16 protein-coding genes and 3 pseudogenes are annotated in these 20121 nt (G+C 71.3%); 16 read left to right on the forward strand and 3 right to left on the reverse strand.

Going from position 1 to position 20121, the window contains the following annotated elements:
* Positions 1-74: 74 nt before the first annotated feature.
* Complete coding sequence (locus ACTWQF_RS09535) at positions 75-1004, reverse strand: LysR family transcriptional regulator (RefSeq protein ID WP_443278746.1); 930 nt, start codon at positions 1002-1004, stop codon at positions 75-77.
* 235 nt (positions 1005-1239) lie between these two features.
* Between ACTWQF_RS09535 and ACTWQF_RS09540 the strand changes: the two genes are divergently transcribed.
* The 4 genes from ACTWQF_RS09540 to ACTWQF_RS09555 all read left to right on the forward strand — a co-directional run bounded on the left by ACTWQF_RS09540 (position 1240) and on the right by ACTWQF_RS09555 (position 5681).
* Entirely contained in the window at positions 1240-1746 is a 507-nt protein-coding gene (locus tag ACTWQF_RS09540; protein WP_443278747.1) for a cupin domain-containing protein, read from the forward strand.
* Positions 1747-1851: 105 nt separating this feature from the next.
* Entirely contained in the window at positions 1852-2475 is a 624-nt protein-coding gene (gene wrbA / locus ACTWQF_RS09545; RefSeq protein WP_443278748.1) for an NAD(P)H:quinone oxidoreductase, read from the forward strand.
* Positions 2476-2514: 39 nt separating this feature from the next.
* Entirely contained in the window at positions 2515-4119 is a 1605-nt protein-coding gene (locus tag ACTWQF_RS09550) for an MFS transporter (protein WP_443278749.1), read from the forward strand.
* An 86-nt stretch (positions 4120-4205) separates the two neighbouring features.
* Positions 4206-5681 (forward strand): MFS transporter, encoded by a 1476-nt coding sequence (locus ACTWQF_RS09555; protein WP_443278750.1) that lies wholly within the window; start codon positions 4206-4208, stop codon positions 5679-5681.
* A 476-nt stretch (positions 5682-6157) separates the two neighbouring features.
* Here the strand turns inward: ACTWQF_RS09555 and ACTWQF_RS09560 are convergent.
* A pseudogene (locus ACTWQF_RS09560) lies at positions 6158-6613 on the reverse strand (hypothetical protein); the annotation flags it as partial.
* Between the two features lie 182 nt (positions 6614-6795).
* Here ACTWQF_RS09560 and ACTWQF_RS09565 point away from each other — a divergent pair.
* Positions 6796-6966 (forward strand): annotated as a pseudogene (locus ACTWQF_RS09565) (transcriptional regulator); the annotation flags it as partial.
* A gap of 109 nt (positions 6967-7075) precedes the next feature.
* Here ACTWQF_RS09565 and ACTWQF_RS09570 read toward each other — a convergent pair.
* Positions 7076-8041: a LysR family transcriptional regulator gene (locus ACTWQF_RS09570; protein ID WP_443278751.1), complete on the reverse strand. Its 966-nt coding sequence runs from the start codon at positions 8039-8041 to the stop codon at positions 7076-7078.
* 109 nt (positions 8042-8150) lie between these two features.
* Here ACTWQF_RS09570 and ACTWQF_RS09575 point away from each other — a divergent pair, with 109 nt between their 5' ends.
* The 11 genes and pseudogenes from ACTWQF_RS09575 to ACTWQF_RS09625 form a co-directional block, all read left to right on the forward strand.
* Positions 8151-9401, forward strand: a complete 1251-nt coding sequence (locus tag ACTWQF_RS09575; protein WP_443278752.1) for a M6 family metalloprotease domain-containing protein — start codon at positions 8151-8153, stop codon at positions 9399-9401.
* 308 nt (positions 9402-9709) lie between these two features.
* Positions 9710-10294, forward strand: coding sequence for a helix-turn-helix domain-containing protein (locus ACTWQF_RS09580; protein ID WP_443278959.1), 585 nt, complete (start codon positions 9710-9712; stop codon positions 10292-10294).
* Positions 10295-10411: 117 nt separating this feature from the next.
* Complete coding sequence (locus ACTWQF_RS09585) at positions 10412-11611, forward strand: NAD(P)/FAD-dependent oxidoreductase (RefSeq protein WP_443278753.1); 1200 nt, start codon at positions 10412-10414, stop codon at positions 11609-11611.
* Positions 11608-12009: a (2Fe-2S)-binding protein gene (locus ACTWQF_RS09590; protein ID WP_443278754.1), complete on the forward strand. Its 402-nt coding sequence runs from the start codon at positions 11608-11610 to the stop codon at positions 12007-12009. The genes ACTWQF_RS09585 and ACTWQF_RS09590 overlap by 4 nt, the downstream gene beginning before the upstream one ends.
* The gene (locus ACTWQF_RS09595) at positions 12006-13514 is read left to right on the forward strand and encodes an FAD-dependent oxidoreductase (RefSeq protein ID WP_443278755.1); all 1509 of its coding nucleotides are present in this window, start codon (positions 12006-12008) and stop codon (positions 13512-13514) included. Before ACTWQF_RS09590 ends, ACTWQF_RS09595 begins: the two co-directional genes overlap by 4 nt.
* On the forward strand, positions 13511-14449 hold the full coding sequence (locus ACTWQF_RS09600) for a dihydrodipicolinate synthase family protein (RefSeq protein ID WP_443278756.1): 939 nt from the start codon (positions 13511-13513) through the stop codon (positions 14447-14449). Before ACTWQF_RS09595 ends, ACTWQF_RS09600 begins: the two co-directional genes overlap by 4 nt.
* Entirely contained in the window at positions 14449-15450 is a 1002-nt protein-coding gene (locus ACTWQF_RS09605) for a proline racemase family protein (RefSeq protein ID WP_443278757.1), read from the forward strand. The genes ACTWQF_RS09600 and ACTWQF_RS09605 overlap by 1 nt, the downstream gene beginning before the upstream one ends.
* A 53-nt stretch (positions 15451-15503) precedes the next feature.
* Positions 15504-16988: an amino acid permease gene (locus ACTWQF_RS09610; protein ID WP_443278758.1), complete on the forward strand. Its 1485-nt coding sequence runs from the start codon at positions 15504-15506 to the stop codon at positions 16986-16988.
* Entirely contained in the window at positions 16985-18334 is a 1350-nt protein-coding gene (locus tag ACTWQF_RS09615) for an MFS transporter (protein WP_443278759.1), read from the forward strand. The genes ACTWQF_RS09610 and ACTWQF_RS09615 overlap by 4 nt, the downstream gene beginning before the upstream one ends.
* Positions 18331-19776: an aldehyde dehydrogenase (NADP(+)) gene (locus ACTWQF_RS09620; RefSeq protein ID WP_443278760.1), complete on the forward strand. Its 1446-nt coding sequence runs from the start codon at positions 18331-18333 to the stop codon at positions 19774-19776. The genes ACTWQF_RS09615 and ACTWQF_RS09620 overlap by 4 nt, the downstream gene beginning before the upstream one ends.
* Positions 19777-19919: 143 nt before the next feature.
* Positions 19920-20039: pseudogene (locus tag ACTWQF_RS09625) on the forward strand (transposase); the annotation flags it as partial.
* Positions 20040-20121 lie beyond the last annotated feature (82 nt).

Raw genomic sequence — 20121 nt, forward strand, 5'->3', positions numbered from 1 at the left:
GCCGAGTGAGGCCGGGGGTCGGCGGATAGGGGATGACGGCTTTCGTTGCTGGTGTGGCGGTAGCGGGGGGCCGTTCACACGGGGCAGGTCCTGCTCCGGGGATCCTTACCCGTGCCCGGCCGTCGCGCTGTGAGGTGCAGTGTCTCGAGGAAGGCCCGTACCCGGGAAGTCGTGCCGTGCTTCGGCCAGATGGGGGCGAAGCGGCAGGGGAGGGGTTCCTGGATCGGCAGCCAGGTGACGCCGGGGGTGGAGTAGTGGGGTTCGGCGTCGGTGCAGGCGAGGGAGACGCCCTTGCCTGCGGCGACGAGGAATGGGATCTCCTGCCAGGAGATCGCCGCGTGGCCCTGTGGGATCGGGTGGCCGGAGGGGGTCCGGCGTGGGAAGTTGTAGTCGAGCCAGTGCTGCGGGGCGGCGCCGCCGATGGTCAGCAGGGTTTCATGGGCGAGGTCCTCGAGTGATACCGCCTCGCGTCGGGCCAGGGGATGGGCGCTGGGCACCATGAGGGCCCGCTCGGAGGAGTAGAGCACAGGTCCGGCGACGAGGTCGGGCTCGTCCACGGGCAGTTCGGTGACCTGCAGGTGCACCTGTTCGCTGCGCAGGGGCCCGTAGGGGTCGGAGAGCTGGATCTCCTGAATCGTCACGTCGCAGTCCGGATAGGTCGTGCGAAACGTCTCGATGGCCTTGAGCAGCAGGTTGGCGGCCATCGAACTGGAATAGCCGATCCGCAGTGTGCCGGTGATGCCGCGCCCCGCGGCGACCGCGCGGGCGAGCGCCCCATCGATGATCCGGCGGGCGGGCAAGAGATCGTCGCGGAGCCGTTCGCCGACCGGGGTGAGGATGACGCGGCGGCTGGTGCGCTCGAACAGCGGCACCCCCACCCGGCGCTCCAGCGTCTGGATGACCTGGCTGACTCGACCGGCCGACAGCCCGAGTCGGCTGGCCGTGCGCCCGAAGTGCAGCTCCTCGGCCAGCGCCAGGAAGGCCTCCAGCTCCTGTCGCTCCATGCTCCCCGTCCCTCTCGATCATTTAGCCGCACTGCACGGTACTTCAGCGGATCGGCGTTGTTCCAGGTCACGGTGGTGGCGAAGCTGGTCACGTCTTCAGCCGTACGAGCAAGGAGCGCCGCAGGGTGCTCAGGCGCTGAGTACGCAGCCCTCGGGCCTGGCTGGCAACCGCGGACAGCCCGAGGCTGTTCCATGGCCGGCCAGGTCGGCACCTCGCATCCCGAAAGGAACCCCCATGTCCTACCCCGAACCCCGCTACTTCGGTGAGCACGGGGAGATCAATGCCACCTACCGGCCCGCGAGCGCCGCGCCCGACTTCGTCGCCGAGCCGCGCCCGGACGCCCCGGCCGACGCCACCGGCACCGCCTACCACTACCTGTCCACGACCCTCTCCACCGGCGGCGAATACGGTCTGTACCGGGTGGACATGGGCCCGGAGACGAGCGGGCCCAGCACGCACTTCCACAAGGCGATGTCGGAGTCGTTCTTCATCCTGTCCGGCACCATGCGCCTGTTCGACGGGCGGCGCTGGGTCGACGCCACCTCGGGCGACTACCTCTACGTGCCGGTGGGCGGGCTGCACGCCTTCCGCAACGAGTCCGGCGAACCCGCCTCCATGCTCATGCTCTTCGCCCCCGGCGCGCCCCGCGAGGACTACTTCGAAGGCGTGACGCGACTGGACGGCCTCAGCGATGAGGACCGCGCGGACTTCTTCCGCCGCCACGACAGCTTCTTCGTCTGACCGCCTGGCCGATTGGCCGCCTGACCGTCTGGCCGTCCGACCGCCCGACCGTCTCGCCATCCGTCCGACCGCCTTACCCCGCCTCAACCGCAAGGAGATCACCGCATGACCACCGTGGCCGTCATCTACTACTCCTCCACCGGCAATGTCCACAGCATGGCGCAGGCCGCGGCGCAGGCCGCCGAGAAGGCCGGTGCTGACGAGGTCCGTCTGCTGAAGGTCGCCGAACTCGCGCCCGCCGCGGCCGTCGAGAGCAACCCGGCCTGGGCGGAGCACGTCGCCGCCACCGCCGACGTCCCGGAGGCGGCCCCGGCCGACGTCGAGTGGGCCGACGTCGTCCTCTTCGGCACCCCGACCCGGTTCGGCCTGCCCGCCGCACAGCTCAAGCAGTTCATCGACACGACCGGCGGCCTGTGGGCCCAGGGCAAGCTCGTGAACAAGGTCGTCTCGTCGTTCACCTCGACCTCGACATGCCACGGCGGGCAGGAGAGCACCCTCCTGGCGCTCAACAACACCTTCTACCACTGGGGTTCGATCATCGTCCCGCCCGGCTTCGCCGACCCCGTCCAGTTCGACGCGGCCAACGGCAATCCCTACGGGGCGAGCAGCATCTCCGGCGACAGCCCGGACAACGTCGCGGAAGCGAACCTCGCCGCTGTCGAATTCCAGGCCCGCCGCGCGGTCGAGACCGCCTCCGCGCTGCTGCGCGGCCTCGCCACCGCCCCCTGACCGACCCCACCGCACCCACTCCACCCGGAAGGCGAATTCATGCCACCGACCGTCGGCGCGACCGCGCCGCCCGCCCAAGCGGGCGCCCGGCAGTGGCTGGGCCTGGCCGTGCTCGCCCTGCCCACGATCCTGCTCGCGCTCGACCAGAGCGTGCTCTTCCTCGCCCTGCCGCATCTGGCCGAGTCATTGCGGCCCACCGGCAACCAGACCCTGTGGATCATGGACGTCTACGGCTTCATGATGGCCGGTTTCCTGGTCACCATGGGCACCCTCGGCGACCGGATCGGCCGCCGCAGGGTGCTGGTGATCGGTGCCGTCGCGGTCGGCGCCGCCTCCGTCGCCGCCGCCTACGCGCCCAGCGCCGAGACGCTGATCGTCACCCGTGCGCTGCTGGGCATCGCCGCGGCGAGCCTGATGCCGTCCACGCTCGCCCTGATCAGCAACATGTTCCTCGACCCGGGGCAACGGGGCCGCGCCGTCGCGGTGTGGGCGAGTTGCTTCATGGCGGGTACGGCCCTGGGCCCGGTGATCGGCGGCGTGCTGCTCGAATACTTCTGGTGGGGTTCGGTCTTCCTGCTGGGCGTGCCGGTCATGGCCGTACTGCTGATCGCCGCGCCGTTCCTGCTCCCCGAGTACCGCGACCCCGACGGCGGCCGACTCGACCTCTTCAGCGTGCTGCTGTCGCTCGGTGCGATCCTCCCCGTCATCTACGGGCTCAAGGAGTTCGCCCGCCTCGGCTGGCAGCCGCTGTCCCCCGCGGCCGTCGCGGCCGGACTCGTGATCGGCCTGATCTTCGTACGGCGCCAGCGGACGCTGACCCACCCGCTCCTCGACCTGCGGCTGTTCCGCTACCGCGCCTTCACCGCTTCGCTCCTGGTGCTGATGCTCGCCATGACCACGATGGGCGGCAGCTATCTCTTCATCACCGGCTTCTTCCAGATGGTCCAGGCCCTGACACCGATCGAGGCCGGGCTGTGGATGGTGCCCTCCGCGGTCGCCTCGATCGTGGCCGCCATGACCGCGCCCGTGCTGGCGCGGCGGCTGTCGGCCGGCGCGGTGATCGCGGGCGGACTCGGCATCGCCGCCGCGGGCTACCTGCTGCTCGCCTTCGTCGAGGCCACGGGCGGACTGCCGCTGCTGGTCACCGGATTCGTCCTGGCCTTCTTCGGCACGGGCCCGATCGGCGCCCTCAGCCAGAACCTCGTCATCGGCTCCGCACCGCCGGAGAAGAGCGGCTCGGCCGCCGCCATGGCCGAGACCAGTGGGCAGCTCGGGGTCTCGCTCGGCATCGCGGCCCTGGGCAGCCTGGGCGCCGCGGTCTACCGGACAGAGATCACCGTGCCGCGGCAGACCCAGGCCGCGGAGGCCGAGGCGGTGCGCGGCGGCGTGGAGAGCGCGCTGGCGGCGGCCCGGGACCTGCCCGACCGCCTCGGCGACCAGGTGCTGACGGCCGCACGCGACGGATACACCCACAGCCTCAACTCCGTCGGGATCACCTGCGCGGTGCTCATCGCCGGCACGGCCGCCCTGGCCGTCATCTCCTTGCGCAGGACGGGCACCGAGCAGGCGGAGGCGCCGAGGGAGGGGCGGGACGAGGTGGCCTCCGAGCGGCCCGGCCGCCTCGCGGACGCGCAGCGCACGTAGCGCGCGGCGCGCGTAGGCAGCAGCTGTACGCAGCGCACGTAGGCAGCACCCACCCAGCACCCACCGATCACGCGAAAGGCCCCCGCATGCCCTCCGCACAGTCCCAGCCCCGCCTTCGGCGGCCGGGGTGGAGCCTGGCGCTCCTGTCGCTCGGCCACCTGATCATCAGCCTCGACTTCACGATCATCTACGTGGCCCTGCCCGACATCGCCGCCGACGTCGGCTTCACGCCCCACACCCTGCAGTGGGTCGTCACCGCGTACGCCGTCCTCTACGGCGGCTTCCTGCTCCTCGGCGGACGGCTGTCCGACCTCCTGGGACGCCGACGGATGTTCGTGCTCGGCATGGCGCTCTACGGCATCTCCTCCCTGCTGGGCGGCCTGGCCACGTCGCCGGGAGTCCTGCTCGCGGCGCGCGGGTTGCAGGGCCTCGCCGGGGCGGTGCTGTTCCCGGCGGTGCTGGCCCTGGTCAACACCGCCTTCGCCGAGGGCCGGGAGCGCAACCGCGCGCTCACGATCTGGGCCATGGCCGGTGCCGGCGGGCTCACAGCCGGGTCGCTGGCCGGTGGCGTCCTCACCCAGGCCCTGGGCTGGCAGGCCGTGTTCTACGTCAACGTCCCGCTGGCCGCCGTGGGCATCGCCGGGGCCTTCGCGCTGCTGCCCGCCGACGGCCGCGCCACCCGGGGCAGCATCGACATCCCCGGCACGCTCACCGGCACCGGCGGCGTCACCCTGCTCATCTACGCGGTCGTGCACGGCTCCGAGGCCGGCTGGACGCAGGCCGAGGTGCTGGTCGCCGCGGCGCTCGCGGTGCTCCTGCTGGCCGGGTTCGTCCGTCTCCAGGCGCGCGGCCGGAACCCGCTGATGCCGCTGCGGCTGTTCCGCAACCGGTCGCTGAGCGGTGCCGTCGTCGTCATCCTCCTCTTCGGGCTGACGATGAACGCCGTGCCGTACTTTCTGACGCTGTACTACCAGGACGTGCTCGGCTTCAGCGCGCTGGAGACCGGCCTGGCGTTCCTCGGCTCGACCCTGTCCATCACTGCCGGGAGCTTCCTCAGCGAGCGGCTGATTCAGCGCCTGGGCACCCGCGGCACGCTGCTGATCGGCATCGTCGTCAACGCCGTGGGCGCCGCGCTCCTCGCCCCCGGTCTGCGCGTCGACGGATCCGTGCTGACCACGCTGGCCGGGGTCCTTGTCGTCGGCCTGGGCATGGGCGCCACCTACACGGCGATGTGGAACGCCGCGGGCACCGGTGTGGCCGAGCACGAACAGGGCCTCGCCTCCGGGGTGGCCTCCACCGCACTGCAGATCGGCACCGCCGCCGGGCTGGCGCTGCTCGTCGCCGTCGCCAACGACGGCCTCGCGGGCCTGAGCGGAGAGGCCCTGCGCGCCGCCTCCGCCGAGGGCATGCGCACCGCCGTCCACACCCTGGGCGCCCTCATGCTGCTGGCCGCCCTGGCCGCACTGAAACTGCCCCGGCCCCGTGCCCGGATCACCGCGCGCGGGGACCGTGCTCAGCCGCTGCCCGCCCGCAAGGCCGCCGAGCCGCACCACGCCGACTGAACCAGCCACGGCCCGGCGCCACGGAGGCGGTTGCACCCCGTGCCGCACAGCAGCTCCAAGGCCAGGTCCTCATCAGCGATCGGGCGGATCTGGCTGGCGGTATGGGCCTGGGCCAGGCGGACCCGGGCCGCCTGGCCAACCCGCAGCCCGGCGGAACAGGCGTATCCGCCCACGCGTTGGCGCACTTGAAGGCCAGATGCCGGCCGGGCCACATGCCATCGGCATGTGGCCACGAGCGCACGGACAGAGGAAACGCACCGCGCTGACGGAAGCATGCTCCCCGCGTGCGGCATCCCGCCTGGTTGCTAAGGTCCCTGCGCATTGACGTACGGGGTGAGCTGAGCGAGTCCTCACTCTGGCGCAGGGGGAAGGGCGCAGCGTCTGGGTGGGCGGCGCCGCGGTCCTCCTTGGAGACCTGGAATCGTAGCGAGCGGGACATACTCCCGCGACGGTGTTCCCCCTGGCCAGTCAGTGAGGTTAGAGTCGTTGCCGTAGTGGCCGGGGCCGCACTCGGCGGCGTCCGCCCACAGTGGCAGGTCGACTTCCCAGCCGTCGGCCGCGACGCGGTGCGCGATCTTCATCACCGAGCCGTCGTTCTTCATCTCGACCAGCGGCACGTGGTGCAGGAAGCGCCCGCCGTTGAGGCGGTCGCACAGCTCGGCGTACGCGACGGTGTCGAGGATGATCGTGTGCACGCCGATGTCGACCAGCTTGCTCGGGGCCAGGCCGAGCTTCTCGCCGCGGTGGTTCATCGCGGTCAGCAGGTAGGCGTAGCCCTGGCCGAGGACGCGGGCGGCCATGACCGAGTCGTACGGGTAGTTGCGCATCAGGAGTCCGACCTGCTTGTCCCACAGGTCGGCCGGCACGACGTCCCGCGCGGAACGGACCGGGCCGGTTGCCGGGTCGGTGGCCTGGACGGCTGCGGTTGCCATGTTGTACCTCCGATGGACGGTGCCCCGCCGGTCAGGGGCTGCCACCTCCAGCACACCGCGCCACCCGTAGTGGTCAACTCTCCTGCTGTGCAAGGGGGTTGCACGTCGTGCAAGCGGCCTCGACGCCTCCGACGGGCGCCCGTACCGTGGAAAGCCCCCGGTTGTGCGCGTGGGAGGGTCCCGTGTCTGCTGACCCGCTCTGGAACAGCGCAAGAGCACGCGAGTTCGCCGCGCAACGGCGGCCCGGTGCACTGATCCACCTCGGCCGCGAACACCGCTCCTGGATACTGGCCGCGCTCGGGGACCGGCTCGGCTGCTCACCGGCCACCGTCTCCCGGCTGGAACGCCGCACACGCGTGGTCGACCTGACCCTGGTACACCGTGCCGCGCAAGAAGTCGGCGTCCCCAGACACGTCCTGACGACATCTCTGTCACCTGCCGGTGCGGCGGCATCGGCGGCCACTAGGACAGTGGCCGTGCGGCGTGCGGATGCCGTTGTCGCCAGCGCGCGTACGTGGGGCTGTCGGCGCAGGCGTTCAGGTAGCCGTCGCGGATGTGCCGCAGGATGGCCGCGCGGTGCCGGGCGAGCTGGCCGTCGCGGTGCCAGGCGAGCACATGGCGATACCACAGGGGGTTCCCGGCCAGGGGGCGTACGGCGACGCCGGGTACTTCGGTGAAGGTGGCCTGGCAGAGACTCACGGCCAGGCCCGCGCGGACGATCTCGATGAGCTGCCGCCCCTCGGCCTCGTAGGGGATGCGCGGAGGGTGGCCGTCCAGGGCGGGCGCTGACCACCAGTAGTCGCGCGTGCGGTCGCTGTCCGGGTGGGGCGCGGCCCAGTCCTCTTCGGCGAGCCGGGCCAGACTCACCTCTTCCAGAGCGGCCAGGGGGTGGTCGGCGGGCAGCAGCGCGAAGACGGGCTCCATGACGAACGGGTGCAGGAGCACGCCGTCGCGGACCGTCAGTTCCTGGCCGGGATGGTCGCCGAGGACCGTCGCTTCCAGGCGTCCGGCGCAGAGGTCGTCCAGAAGCGGGCCGGGGGCGTAATGGCCGCGGGATGTCACCTCCCTTCCGGGTAGCAACGCCCGTATGGCCAGGAGGAGATGACCGAGGAGCGGGGCGCCCACCGAGCCGACGCGGACGTGGGCGAGTGGGGCGTCGCCGCGTGTGATCCGTTCGGTGTCGGCGAGCAACCGGTCGACGCCCGGCAGGATGGTGTACGCCCGGGACAGCACGAGCTCCCCGAGTGGTGTGGGTGTGACTCCGGAGCGGTCGCGGTCGAACAGCACGCCGCCCAGCAGGCTTTCGATGCGCCGAAGCTGCGCGCTCAGGCCCGGCTGGGGCAGGCCGAGCGCGGCAGCGGCGCGGGTGAGACTGCCTGCCTCGGCGATGGCGCTCACCACTCGCAGGTGCCGTATCTCCAGATCCATGGCGCGGATGTTATGGACCGGCGGTAGTTCCCGGCAGGGCATGGCGCGCTCAGGCTTAAGTGAAATGTCACACGTCACACGCCAACTGCCTGTCGGGAGACCAACACCCATGAGATCTGTGCGCTTCACCAAGAGAACCTGGGCGACGCTGCTGTCCGCAGCGCTCGCCGCGCTCCTGCTGCCGCTCGCAGCCGTTCAATTCGCTCAGGCCGAGCCGGCTCCCAAGTCAGCGTCCAAGTCCGGCCCCAGGGACGCGGGCAGCCCCGCCGACTGCGCGCTGCCCAGCAGCACCGACGGGACCGACGCACCAGACGAAGGCGACGAGGGGCACGACACCGACTACAACGTCTTCCAGCGCCCCGCCGGAGACCTCAGGGTCGGCATGGTCTTCGTCGACTTCCCCGACGCCCCCGCCACCGAGTCCCCCGACGACGTCGCGGCCCAGCTCACGCCCGGAGCCGAGTGGCTGCGCGAGGCGTCCTACGACAAGGTGCGGCTCGACATCACCCAGCACAAGAAGTGGGTGCGGATGCCCCACAAGTCCACGGACTACGGCTACGAACGCGGCCTCAGCCATGAGGAGCACGAGAAATACATCAAGGACGCCGTGACCGCCGCTGACCCGGATGTGGACTTCTCCGGGTACGACATGGTGTACGTCGTGCCGACGAAGAACGCCTCGGCCATCTCTTTCTCCCCAACCTATGTGTACACGCCGGGTACCCCCGGTGTCGTCGCCGACGGGAACCGCCTCAAGTGGTCCGTCACCTTCGGCCAGGACATGTGGCGCTGGGGACCCAAGGTGCTGGACCACGAGACCGCGCACACTTTCGGGCTGCCCGACCTGTACGCCTTCGACGCGGGCGAGGACGCCCATCGCTTCGTGGGCGGCTGGGACGTGATGGGCCTGATCGGCGGGGCCGGCCCGCAGTACTCTGCCTGGCACTCGTGGAAGCTTGGCTGGACCGAGGATGGCCAGGTCGCCTGCCGGGCCTCGGCGGGCAGCGACACCGTCCGCCTCCGCGCCGTCGAGAAGCGAGACGGAGTGAAGATGGCCGTGGTCCGCACCGGCCGCACGACGGCGTACGTCGTCGAATCCCGCAGGGCGTCCGGCGCGGACACCGGACTGTGCGCGACGGGGGCCCTGGTCTACAAGATCGACTCGTCCACCAGGAGCGGCCACGGCCCGGTCAAGGTCATGGACGCCAAGCCCAACGCGGCCCCCAAGAAGGGATGCCACCCGCTCGACGACGCCCCGTACAAGGCCGGTGAGTCGTTCGAGGACGCCGAAGCGGGCGTCCGGATCGACGTCCTGAGCGCGGACGGCGACGGGGACACCGTGCGCGTCACCAAGAAGTGACTCACCGGAGCAATTCACCCCTCTGACACAGGCGGTGGTCCGGGACCGCGCGGCTTCCCGGGCCACCGCCACGCGGACAAGGTCCTGGGCTGCCGACGGTTCCCCTCAAGGCGTCGATTCGTAGCCGCCTCCGGCCGCACCCGGTGGCGCAGTGCTGTATCGGATGCCGACTCTCTTGCACTGCCGACGGGCGAGGCTGATCCTGATCGGGTTAGCGAACGCACCTGCGCGACGCCCGTACGTTATACCGAACGTCGGCAGAGGAGAAGGGGAAGAACGTGAGCGTCTCCGAGGGGTCGGTTCGAGGCATGCTGGCGGCCAATCTCAGGAGGGCGAGGACCGGGCGGGGATTGTCGATCTCCGAGTTGTCCAGGCAGTCCAAGATCGGCAAGGCGACGCTGTCGCAGCTTGAGTCCGGCACGGGCAACCCGACCATCGAGACGGTGTTCAGCCTGTCCCGTGTACTGGAGATTCCGATCTCCGACCTGCTGGACGCCCGGCCCGCCGGCGGCCTCACCGTGGTGCGCGCCAGCGAGGCGGAGGTGCTCAGCGGCGAGGGCGTCGACCTGCGCGCGCTGCGGAGGATCGAGTCGGGGGACGCCGTCTTCGAGGTCTTTGACCAGCGAGTACGCGCCGGTCGCCGACAGGAATCGCTGGGCCATGTGGGGACCGAGCACACCATCGTGCAGGCGGGACGGCTCGGCGTGCGGGTGGAGGGGAACGAAGTCGAGCTGGGGCCTGGCGACTGCGTCTCCTTCGACGCCGCGCTGCCGCACGGCTACACGGCGCTCGACGGCGAGGTGCGCTCCGTTCTGCTGTTGCAGTACCGCGCCGACCAGCGGCTGCACCTGACGGACGCGACGCCCGGCGTCCCCTGCGTGACGGAGGGATGACGGCCGCGTGGCCCTGGCGGTCCGTGGCGGGAAAAAGTCGGCCCGGCGGAACCGTTGACACGCCACGCGGGGCGTCATAACTTTCCGGCGTTCGGTGAAGCGAACGGGAGGTGTGCGATGTATGGAACGCGGGTGGCGGTGCTGGGCGCCGGGATCGTCGGCGCCGCCTGCGCTCGCGAGCTGACGCGGGCCGGACTTGAGGTCACCGTCGTCGACCGCGGCGCCGCCGCGTCGGCGACCACCGCGCACGGCGAGGGCAATGTGCTCGTCTCCGACAAGGGGCCGGGCCCGGAGCTCGAACTCGCGCAGATCTCACGGGAGTTGTGGCCGGACTTGCTCGCCGAGATCGCCCAGCGCTCCGCCGACGCGGCGCGTGCGGTGGAGTGGGACCCCAAGGGCGGCATCGTCGTGGCAACCACCGGCTCCGGCGCGCAGGGGCTGGCCCGGTTCGCCGCCGATCAGCGCGCCGCGGGGGTGCGCGCCGAGGTGCTGGACGCGGATGCGCTCGCCGCAGCCGAGCCGTATGTCACCCGCGAGCACACCGCGGTGCTGCACTACCCCGAGGACGCCCAGGTGCAGCCCGCCGGAGCTGCCACGGCTCTACTCGGAGACGCCCTCTCGGCGGGTGCGGTCCTGCGGACGGGCTGCGAGGTCCTTGGCGCGGTCACCCGCGGCGACCGGATCACCGGGGTCCGCACCTCGACCGGTCGGCTGGAGGCGGACTGGTTCGTCAACGCCGCCGGACCGTGGTCCGGCGAACTCTCCACCCGCCTCGGCGCACCGGTGGACGTCCGGCCCCGCCGCGGCGACGTCCTGGTGACAACACCGCTGCCGCCGACGGTCTTCCACAAGGTCTACGACGCGGACTACGTCGGCGCGGTCGGCAGCAGCGCCGAGGACCTCCAGACCTCGGCGGTCGTGGAGTCCACCCACGGCGGCAGCGTGCTCATCGGCTCCTCACGCCGCCGGGTCGGCTTCGACGACCGGCTGCGCCCCGAGGTGCTCTCGGCCATCGCCGCCAAGGCGCTGCGGCTGTTCCCGACGCTGACCGGGGTGCCCGTGATGCGGACCTACGGCGGATTCCGGCCGTATGTCCCCGATCACCTGCCGATCATCGGCGCCGACCCCCGGCTGAGGGGCCTCTGGCACGCGGGCGGTCACGAGGGCGCCGGGATCGGCCTCTCGGTCGGCACCGCACGGCTGCTGCGCACGCTGATGCTCGACGAGCCGACGGACATGGACGCGACGCCCTTCCGGGTGGACCGCCCGGCCGTACTGGGCGAGAGCGCACACCCCGAGAGTGAGGAGACGGCATGAGTCCGAGACGTGTCCCCGCGGAGTCCGACGCCGTCGGGCGGCAGGACCGGCCGCTGCGGATCACCGTCGACGGCGAGCCCGTCGACGGCATCGCGGGCCAGACCCTCGCGGGCGTGCTGCTCGCCGCCGACCGGGCGGCCTGGCGCCGGGGGCGCTCCGGCGCACCCCGCGGAGTGTTCTGCGGTATCGGCGTCTGCTTCGACTGTCTGGTGACCGTGGGCGACGAGCGTGACGTACGGGCGTGCCGCCGCCGGGCCAGCGACGGCGATGTGGTGACCACGCAGACCCGGGAGCCGGATGCGGCTTCGAGGAGCCATTCGGAGGCCCGGTCCTCGAAGCCCCGGAAGGGCCAGAAGGCCCAAGGGAACGTCAAGATGCCCGGAGCGGAGGAGAGATGACACCCCGTCACGTCGCCGTGATCGGCGCCGGACCCGCTGGCCTCGCTGCCGCGGAGGCCGCGCTGAGCGCCGGGGCCCGGGTGACGCTGATCGACTCGGCGGACCAGGTCGGCGGTCAGTATCACCGGATGCCGCCCGAGGCGTACGGCGCCGCGCGGCCCGAGCGGCTCCAGCATGGCTGGCGGGCCTTCGACCGGCGCCGCCGCCGGGTGCTCGGCCACCCGCGGTGCGCCTGGTGGCCGGAGACCGCGGTCTGGGCGCTGGAGCGCCCGGCCCCGGACTCGGCACGGCCCGGACCGCCGCGCGTGCACGTGCTGCGCGGCCCGGCCGACGGGGGCGACCGGCGCCGGCTGACGCTCGACCCCGACGCGCTGGTGCTCGCGGCCGGCGCCCACGACCGCGTCCTGCCCTTTCCCGGCTGGGAGCTGCCCGGCGTCTTCACCGCCGGTGCGGCGCAGGCGCTCGCCAAGGGCGAGCGGGTGGTGGTCGGCGACCGCGTGATGGTCGCAGGCACCGGACCGTTCCTGCTCCCGGTGGCCGCCTCGCTGCTGGAAGCGGGCTCCCAGGTGCTGGCGGTGCTGGAGGCCAACACTCCGGCCACCGTGGCCCGCGGTTGGGCCCGGCGCCCCTGGCAGCTTGCCGCGCAGGCCGGAAAGGCGGGGGAACTCGCCGAGTACGCAGGTGCGTTGGCTCGCCTCCGGGTGCCGTACCGTACGGGCCGCACCGTCGTCGAGGCACGCGGCGACGGACGGGTCGAGGAGGTCGTCACCGCACGGCTGTGCGCGGACTGGTCGGTGGTGCCGGGCAGCGAACGCGCCGTCGCAGTCGACGCGGCGTGCGTCACCCACGGCTTCAGCCCGCAGCTTGAGCTGCCGCTGGCCGCCGGATGCGCGCTGCGCCGCGGCTCGGCCGGAGAGTTCGTGGAGGTCGACGGCGACCAGCTCACCAGCGTTCCGGGCGTCTACGCGGCCGGTGAGATCACCGGCATCGCGGGCGCACCCGCCGCACGCGCCGAGGGCGCGCTCGCCGGCTGGCTCGCCGCCCGCGGCGCCCGCGGCACCTCCGCGCTGGGGCATCTGCGCCGCAGCAGGGACCAGGGCCGCGCGTTCGCCGAGCGGCTCGCGCGTGCGCACCCGATCGGGGCGGCCTGGCCCGAGTGGCTGCGCCCCGAGACCGTCATCTGCCGCTGCGAGGAGGCCGATTACGCCTCCGTCTGCCGCGCCGCCACCAGCCCGGCGAGCGCCGCCGCGCGGGTCACCAGGTTGGAGACCCGCGCCGGGCTCGGCCCCTGCCAGGCCCGTGTCTGCGGCCCCACGGTTGTTGAGCTGCACACCCGGCTGTCCGCCGGGCCCGCCGATTCCGCCGAACGGTCGGTCGAGGGCCTGCCCGCGCCCGCACCGCACCGTCGCCCGATCGCCCAGCCCATCCGGCTCGGCGAGCTGGCGCAACCCTCCACAGAGTCCAACCCCGAGTCCAGCTCCCCGACGAAAGAGCAGAATTCATGAGCGAGACCAACGAGACCAAGAAGCAGCACCTCTCCCTCGGCGGCGTGGTCGTGGCCACAGCCCTGCCCTACTACGAGGACGCCTCGGCACCGGCCGGTCTGGCCGTGGACTACGACCGTTACGCCGAGCACTGCCGCTGGCTGGTGGAGAACGGCTGCCACGGCGTCGGCCCCAACGGATCGCTGGGTGAGTACTCGTCGCTGACCGACGAGGAGCGCCGCAAGGTGGCCCGTACCGCGATCGAAGCGGTCGGCGAGACGGGCGTCGTCGTCCTCGGTGTGCACGGCGTCGGCTCGCACCAGGCAAAGCACTGGGCCGAGGTCGCGGCAGAGGACGGCGCCGACGGGCTGCTGTGCCTGCCGCCGACGATGTACCGCGCCAACCGCAGTGAGGTCCTGGACCACTTCGAGGCCGTCGCCTCCGTCGGCCTCCCGGTCATGATCTACAACAACCCGATCGACACCAAGGTCGATCTGACCCCGGACCTGGTCGCGGAGATCGCCCAGATCGACAACATCGTCGCGATCAAGGAGTTCTCCGGCGACGTCCGGCGCGTTCTGGAGATCAAGGAGCAGGCGCCCGGACTGGAGGTCATCAGCGGCGCCGACGATGTCGTCCTGGAGAGCCTGCTGATGGGCGCCACCGGCTGGTTCGCCGGCTTCCCGAACGTCTTCCCCGCCGAGTCGGCCCGCCTGTACGACCTGGCCACCACCGGCAAGCTGGAGGAGGCACGGGCGCTGTACGAGCCGCTGGTCGCCGCCTTCCGCTGGGACTCGCGTACGGAGTTCGTGCAGGCCATCAAGCTCGGCATGGAGCAGGTGGGCCGGTTCGGCGGACCCTGCCGACCGCCGCGCGGCCCGCTGCCCGAGCAGATGCGCGAGCAGGTCGAGGCCGACATGGCCCGTGCCATCGCCTCACTGGAGAACCAGCCCTGATGCGATCCATCCGTATGCTCAGCGCCGTCGATTCGCACACCGAGGGCATGCCCACCCGCGTCATCACCGGCGGGGTGGGCCCCATCCCGGGCGACACCATGGCCGAGCGCCGTCGGTACGCCGTGGAACACCTGGACGGGCTGCGCCGCTTCCTGGTCGACGAGCCGCGCGGGCACCCGGCGATGAGCGGCGCGATCCTCCAGCCGCCGACCCGCCCGGACGCCGACTGGGGCGTGGTCTATGTCGAGGTCAGCGGATTCCTGCCGATGTGCGGCCACGGCACCATCGGCGTGGCCACCGTCCTCGTGGAGACCGGCATGGTCCCGGTCACCGAGCCGGAGACCACGGTCCGCCTCGACGCCCCGGCCGGGCTGGTCGAGGCCCGGGTGACGGTCCGCGACGGCCGCGCCGAGAAGGTCACGCTGCGCAACGTGGACGCCTTCGCTCGCGAACTCGACGCGAAGGTGGAGGTGCCCGGACTCGGCGAGGTCCGCTACGACATGGCGTACGGCGGCAACTTCTACGCCATCGTCGACCTGGAACGGATCGGGCTGCCCTTCGACCGGGCGCGCAAGGACGAGATCCTCGGCGCCGGACTGTCGATCATGCAGGCGGTCAACGAGCAGAACCGGCCGGTGCACCCGGTCGACCCGCTCATCGGCGGCTGCAAGCACGTGCAGTTCCTGGCCCCGGACTCCACCGCGCGGCACTCGCGCAACGCCATGGCCATCCACCCCGGCTGGTTCGACCGCTCCCCTTGCGGCACGGGCACCTCGGCCCGTATGGCCCAGTTGCACGCGCGCGGCGAACTGCCCCTGGACACCGAGTTCATCAACGAGTCATTCATCGGCACGCGATTCACCGGCCGACTGCTGAAGACGACCGAGGTCGGCGGAGTCCCCGCCGTCGTCCCCGAGTTCTCCGGCCGGGCGTGGATCACCGCCACCGCGAACTACCTGCTCGACCCGAACGATCCCTTCCCCCACGGCTTCGTTCTCTAGCGCACGCACCCCGTACACCTCTCGTCCCCGCACGGATGCACGGAGGGACCGCCATGTCCCGTTCAAACCCAGTGATACCCCGCGAAAGATCGGCCCCCAGAGGGGCGCTGTTCTCCCGTAACGGCATCTTCCGTCTCAAGCACGTCGACTCCTCCGAGGAGGAGACCACGGGCGGGCTCCGCAGGACCATGGGACTGTGGCAGCTCGTCGCCCTCAGCCTCGGCGGCCTCGTCGGCGCGGGAGTCTTCTCCCTCGCCGGCGTCGTGGCCCACGAGGACGCCGGACCCGGCGTGATGCTGTCCTTCCTCATCGCCATCATCGCCAGCACCGCGGCCGCGCTGTGCTACGCGGAGTTCGCGGGCACCATCCCCAAGGCGGGCTCGGCCTATACGTACACCTACGCCACGCTCGGCGAGGTCGTCGGCTGGGCCATCGGCTGGGACCTGCTGCTCGAATACACCGCCATCGTCGCGGTGGTGGCCATCGCCGTGTCCGGCTACTTCTCATACATCCTGGAGCGGATCGGCATCGACCTGCCGTCCTGGATGCTGGGCGCACCGGGCACCGGGTCCGGCCACAAGGTCGATCTGTTCGCAGCCCTGCTCTGTCTGCTGCTGGCCTGGGTTCTCTCACGCGGAACCAAGGAGTCGGCCCGCTTCGAGACCATCCTCGTGGTGGTCAAGCTCGGCATCGTCGCCCTGGTGGTCGTCGCCGGGGCCTTCCATATCTCCTCGGGCCACTACACGCCGTTCCTGCCCTTCGGGATCGGCGGCGCGTTCACCGGCGCCGCGACCGCGTTCTTCGCCGTCTACGGGTACGACGCGATGAGCGCCGCCGCCGAGGAGAGCGCCGAGGCGAAGAAGGTGCTGCCGAAGGCGATCGTGATCTCGCTGGCCATCGCCGCGGTCGTCTATCTGCTGGTCTGTGTCGTGCTGTTGGGCATGCAGGACTACCGCGACATCGACACCAAGAGCCCGTTCTCCAGCGCACTCGGCGCGGTGGGCCTGGGCGGCCTCGGCATCGTGGTCGCCGTCGGCGCCATCATCGGCATCACCACCTCCGCCTTCGCCAACATGCTGGCGGTCTCCCGCGTCTGGTACTCCATGAGCCGCGACGGGCTGCTGCCGCGCTACTTCGCGAAGAACCATCCCAAGCGGCACGTGCCGACCCGGGTGATCTGGCCCGTCGGCATCGGCTCCGCGTTCATCGCCGGGTTCCTGCCCATACGGGAGGCCGCCGACCTCACCAACATCGGCATCCTGGCGGCCTTCACCGTCGTCGCGATCGCCGTCGTGGTGCTGCGTAAGACCCGGCCCGATCTGCCCCGTACCTTCCGCACCCCGCTGGTGCCCCTGGTCCCGGCCATCGGCGTCGCCTTCTCGGTCTGGCTGATCGCCAACCTGGACTGGGTGACCTGGGTGCGGTTCGCCGCCTGGATGGCCCTCGGGCTGCTCTTCTACTTCGTCTTCGGCGTCCGCAACTCGGAGGAGAACAAGGCGAACGAGCAGAGCGAGCAGAGCGAAGGGAGCGCCGTATGAGAGGCGCGCACGACCCACGGACCGTCAGAAAGGTGATGACGGCGTCGGCGATCGGGCACTTCGTCGAGTGGTACGACTTCGCCGTCTACGCGTACGCGGCGCCGGTGATCGCCGACCTGTTCTTCCCCACCGCGAACACCTTCGTCGCGCTGCTCTCCACCTTCGCCGTGTATGCCGTCGGGTTCGTGATGCGCCCGATCGGCGCGTTCCTCCTCGGCAGCCTCGGCGACCGGATCGGCCGCAAGCGGGTGTTGGCCGGGGTGATCCTGACGATGGGGTGCGCCACGACGGGGATCGGGCTGCTTCCCACGTACGACCACATCGGCGTCCTCGCGCCGGTGCTGCTGGTCGTGATGCGGCTCGCGCAGGGCTTCTCCGCCGCGGGCGAGACCATCGGGTCGAACTCGTTCGTCGGCGAGCACGCGCCCCCGAAACGGCGCGGCTTCGCGGTCGGCATGGTCTACACGTGGTCCAACCTGCCGCCGGTCCTGGCCGCCCTGCTGGTCTACTTCCTCACCGGCGCGACGAGCAGTGGCGCGTACGAGAATTGGGGTTGGCGGGTGCCGTTCCTGCTGGGCGCACCGCTCGCCATCGTCGGCCTCTACATCAGGACACGCGTCGACGAGTCGCCGGCGTTCACCGCGGTCAAGGAGGCCAAGCGGGTCTCCGCCGCCCCTGTCCGCACCGTGCTGCGCGAACACCGGAAGGAGATGGCCGTCTGCTTCAGCATCGCGGCCGTCGCAAGCCTTGGTTACTACTCGCTGACCGGCTACTTCTTCACGTATCTGACGGTCACGATCGGCATGGGCGAATCCGCTGCCCTGCTGTCCAACAGCATCGCCCTGACGATTACCTTCGTCACGGTGCCGGTCGCCGCGGCCCTCTCGGACCGCATCGGCCGTAAACGCGGACTGCAACTCGCCGCCGGGATGAACGCGTTGTTCGCCGTGCCCGCCTATCTCTTCGTGGGCCAGGCGAGCCTGACGAGCGCGATCGTCAGCCAAGGGCTGCTCGCGCTGAGCCTGGGCATGTTCTTCGGCCCGGCCGGTGCGGCGTTCGTCGAGCTGTTCCCCGCCCGTACCCGCTACACCGGCGCCTCCATCAGCTACAACCTGGCGTTCACGATCTTCGGTGGCACCGCCCCGCTGCTGTCGATCTTCCTGATCGAGCAGACCGGCAGCGACATCGCTCCGGCGTGGTACGTCGTCGCCGTCTCGGTGGCGGCCCTGCTGGTCATCGCCCGTATGACGGAGACCAGCGGGAACTCGATGCTCCCCGAGGCCGAACGACAGGCGCCGCTCCCCGAGAACGAACAGCACAACGACAAAGAAGGAAGCACCCCATGAGCACCCTTGCCATCGGACCGGACGAAGCGGTGGCAGCGGCCGCCGCGGCGGCCCCCGACTGGGCCGCGACGGCACCGGTGGACCGCGCCCGCGCCCTGGAGGCCGTCGCCGAAGCGCTGGAAGCCGAGCGCGCGGAGTTGGTCGCGCTGGCCGACAGCGAGACCCGGCTCGGCACGGCCCGACTCAACGGCGAACTGTCCCGGACCACCTTCCAACTGCGTCTGTTCGCCGAGCAGGCGCGCGCCGGGGAGTTCCTCGACGTACGCATCGACAGGGCCGACCCGCAGTGGCCGACCGGACCCCGGCCCGACCTGCGCCGCTACCGCACCGCGATCGGCCCGGTCCTCGTCTTCGCGGCCAGCAACTTCCCCTTCGCCTTCAGCGTGGCCGGTGGCGACACCGCCTCCGCCTGGGCCGCCGGCTGCCCGGTGGTCGTCAAGGTACACCCGGGCCACCCCGAACTGTCCCGCCGCACCGCCGAGATCATCCTGCGGGCGCTGTCTCAGGCAGGCGTACCGGATGGCGTGTTCGGCCTCATCGAGGGCCAGCAGGCCGGGGTCGACGCGCTGCGCCACCCGGCGCTGCGCGCCGCCGCCTTCACCGGATCCGAGCGCGGCGGCCTGGCGCTCGCCCGTATCGCCGCCGACCGCCCCGAACCGATCCCGTTCTACGGGGAGTTGGGCAGCGTCAATCCCGTCGTGGTGACCCCGGCCGCGGCCGACGCGCGCGGCGCAGAGATCGCCCAGGGCTACATCGGATCCCTCACGCTGGGCGCGGGCCAGATCTGCACCAACCCCGGCCTGCTGTTCGTCCCGGCTGACGATGGCCTGATGGACGAGATCGTACGATTGCTGCGCGAGGTGCCGACCGCGCCGATGCTCGGCGAGTGGATCTCCGAGGCGTACGTGGCGGGAGCGGGGCGACTCGCTGGGCACCCCGGCACCCGCACCCTGGTGTGGCCGGACGACGAGACGTCCGCGAGCCCCCGGCTGCTCACCATGGACCTGACCACCTTCGCCGCCGACCTCCAGAACACCGCCCAGGAATGCTTCGGCCCACTGGGCCTGGTCATCACCTACGAGCGCCTGCGAGACCTGGCCCCCGTCGTGGCGGCACTGCCGGGCCAGCTCACCGCCTCCCTCCACGCCCACCCCGACGAGGCCGACGAGACCGGCGCCCTCACCGCCCTGACCACGGCGCTAGCCGACCGCAGCGGCCGGGTCCTGTGGAACGAGTGGCCCACGGGAGTCTCAGTCACCCACGCGATGCAGCACGGCGGCCCCTTCCCCGCCACCACCACACCCACCACCACCTCGGTCGGCACCGCCGCGATCGAACGCTTCCAACGCCCGGTCACCTACCAGTCCTGGCCCCCCGCCCTCCTCCCACCAGCACTGCGCGACGACAATCCGTGGCAGATCCCTCAACGGACACGCCCCTAGCGGGCGCCCCCTTCGGGCGGTGCCTCGAAGAGGGGCCCATATGTAGAACGGTCTAACTCCGATCACGGAGGATGCGCCTGTGACCAGCGAGAACGTAGCCGAGGAAGCAACTGCGGATGGTGCTGTGGCGGTGAGGTCGTCAGCTGCGGGCGGACGAGGGGTTCATCGAGGAACTCGTTGCCCGGGCCGAGGCCGACTGGCTGCGGCTGACCGGTGAGGGAGGGCTGCTGCAGCAGTCGGCGAAGCGGTTGCTGGAGTCTGCGTGACGGCGAGATTACGCGGCCCGCCAGGACTGGGACAAGATCGCCTGCGAGGCAGCGTCTCCAGGTCGATCCTCTTCGAGCA

Source organism: Streptomyces sp. 8N114, from assembly GCF_052245835.1.
Lineage (GTDB): Bacteria > Actinomycetota > Actinomycetes > Streptomycetales > Streptomycetaceae > Streptomyces.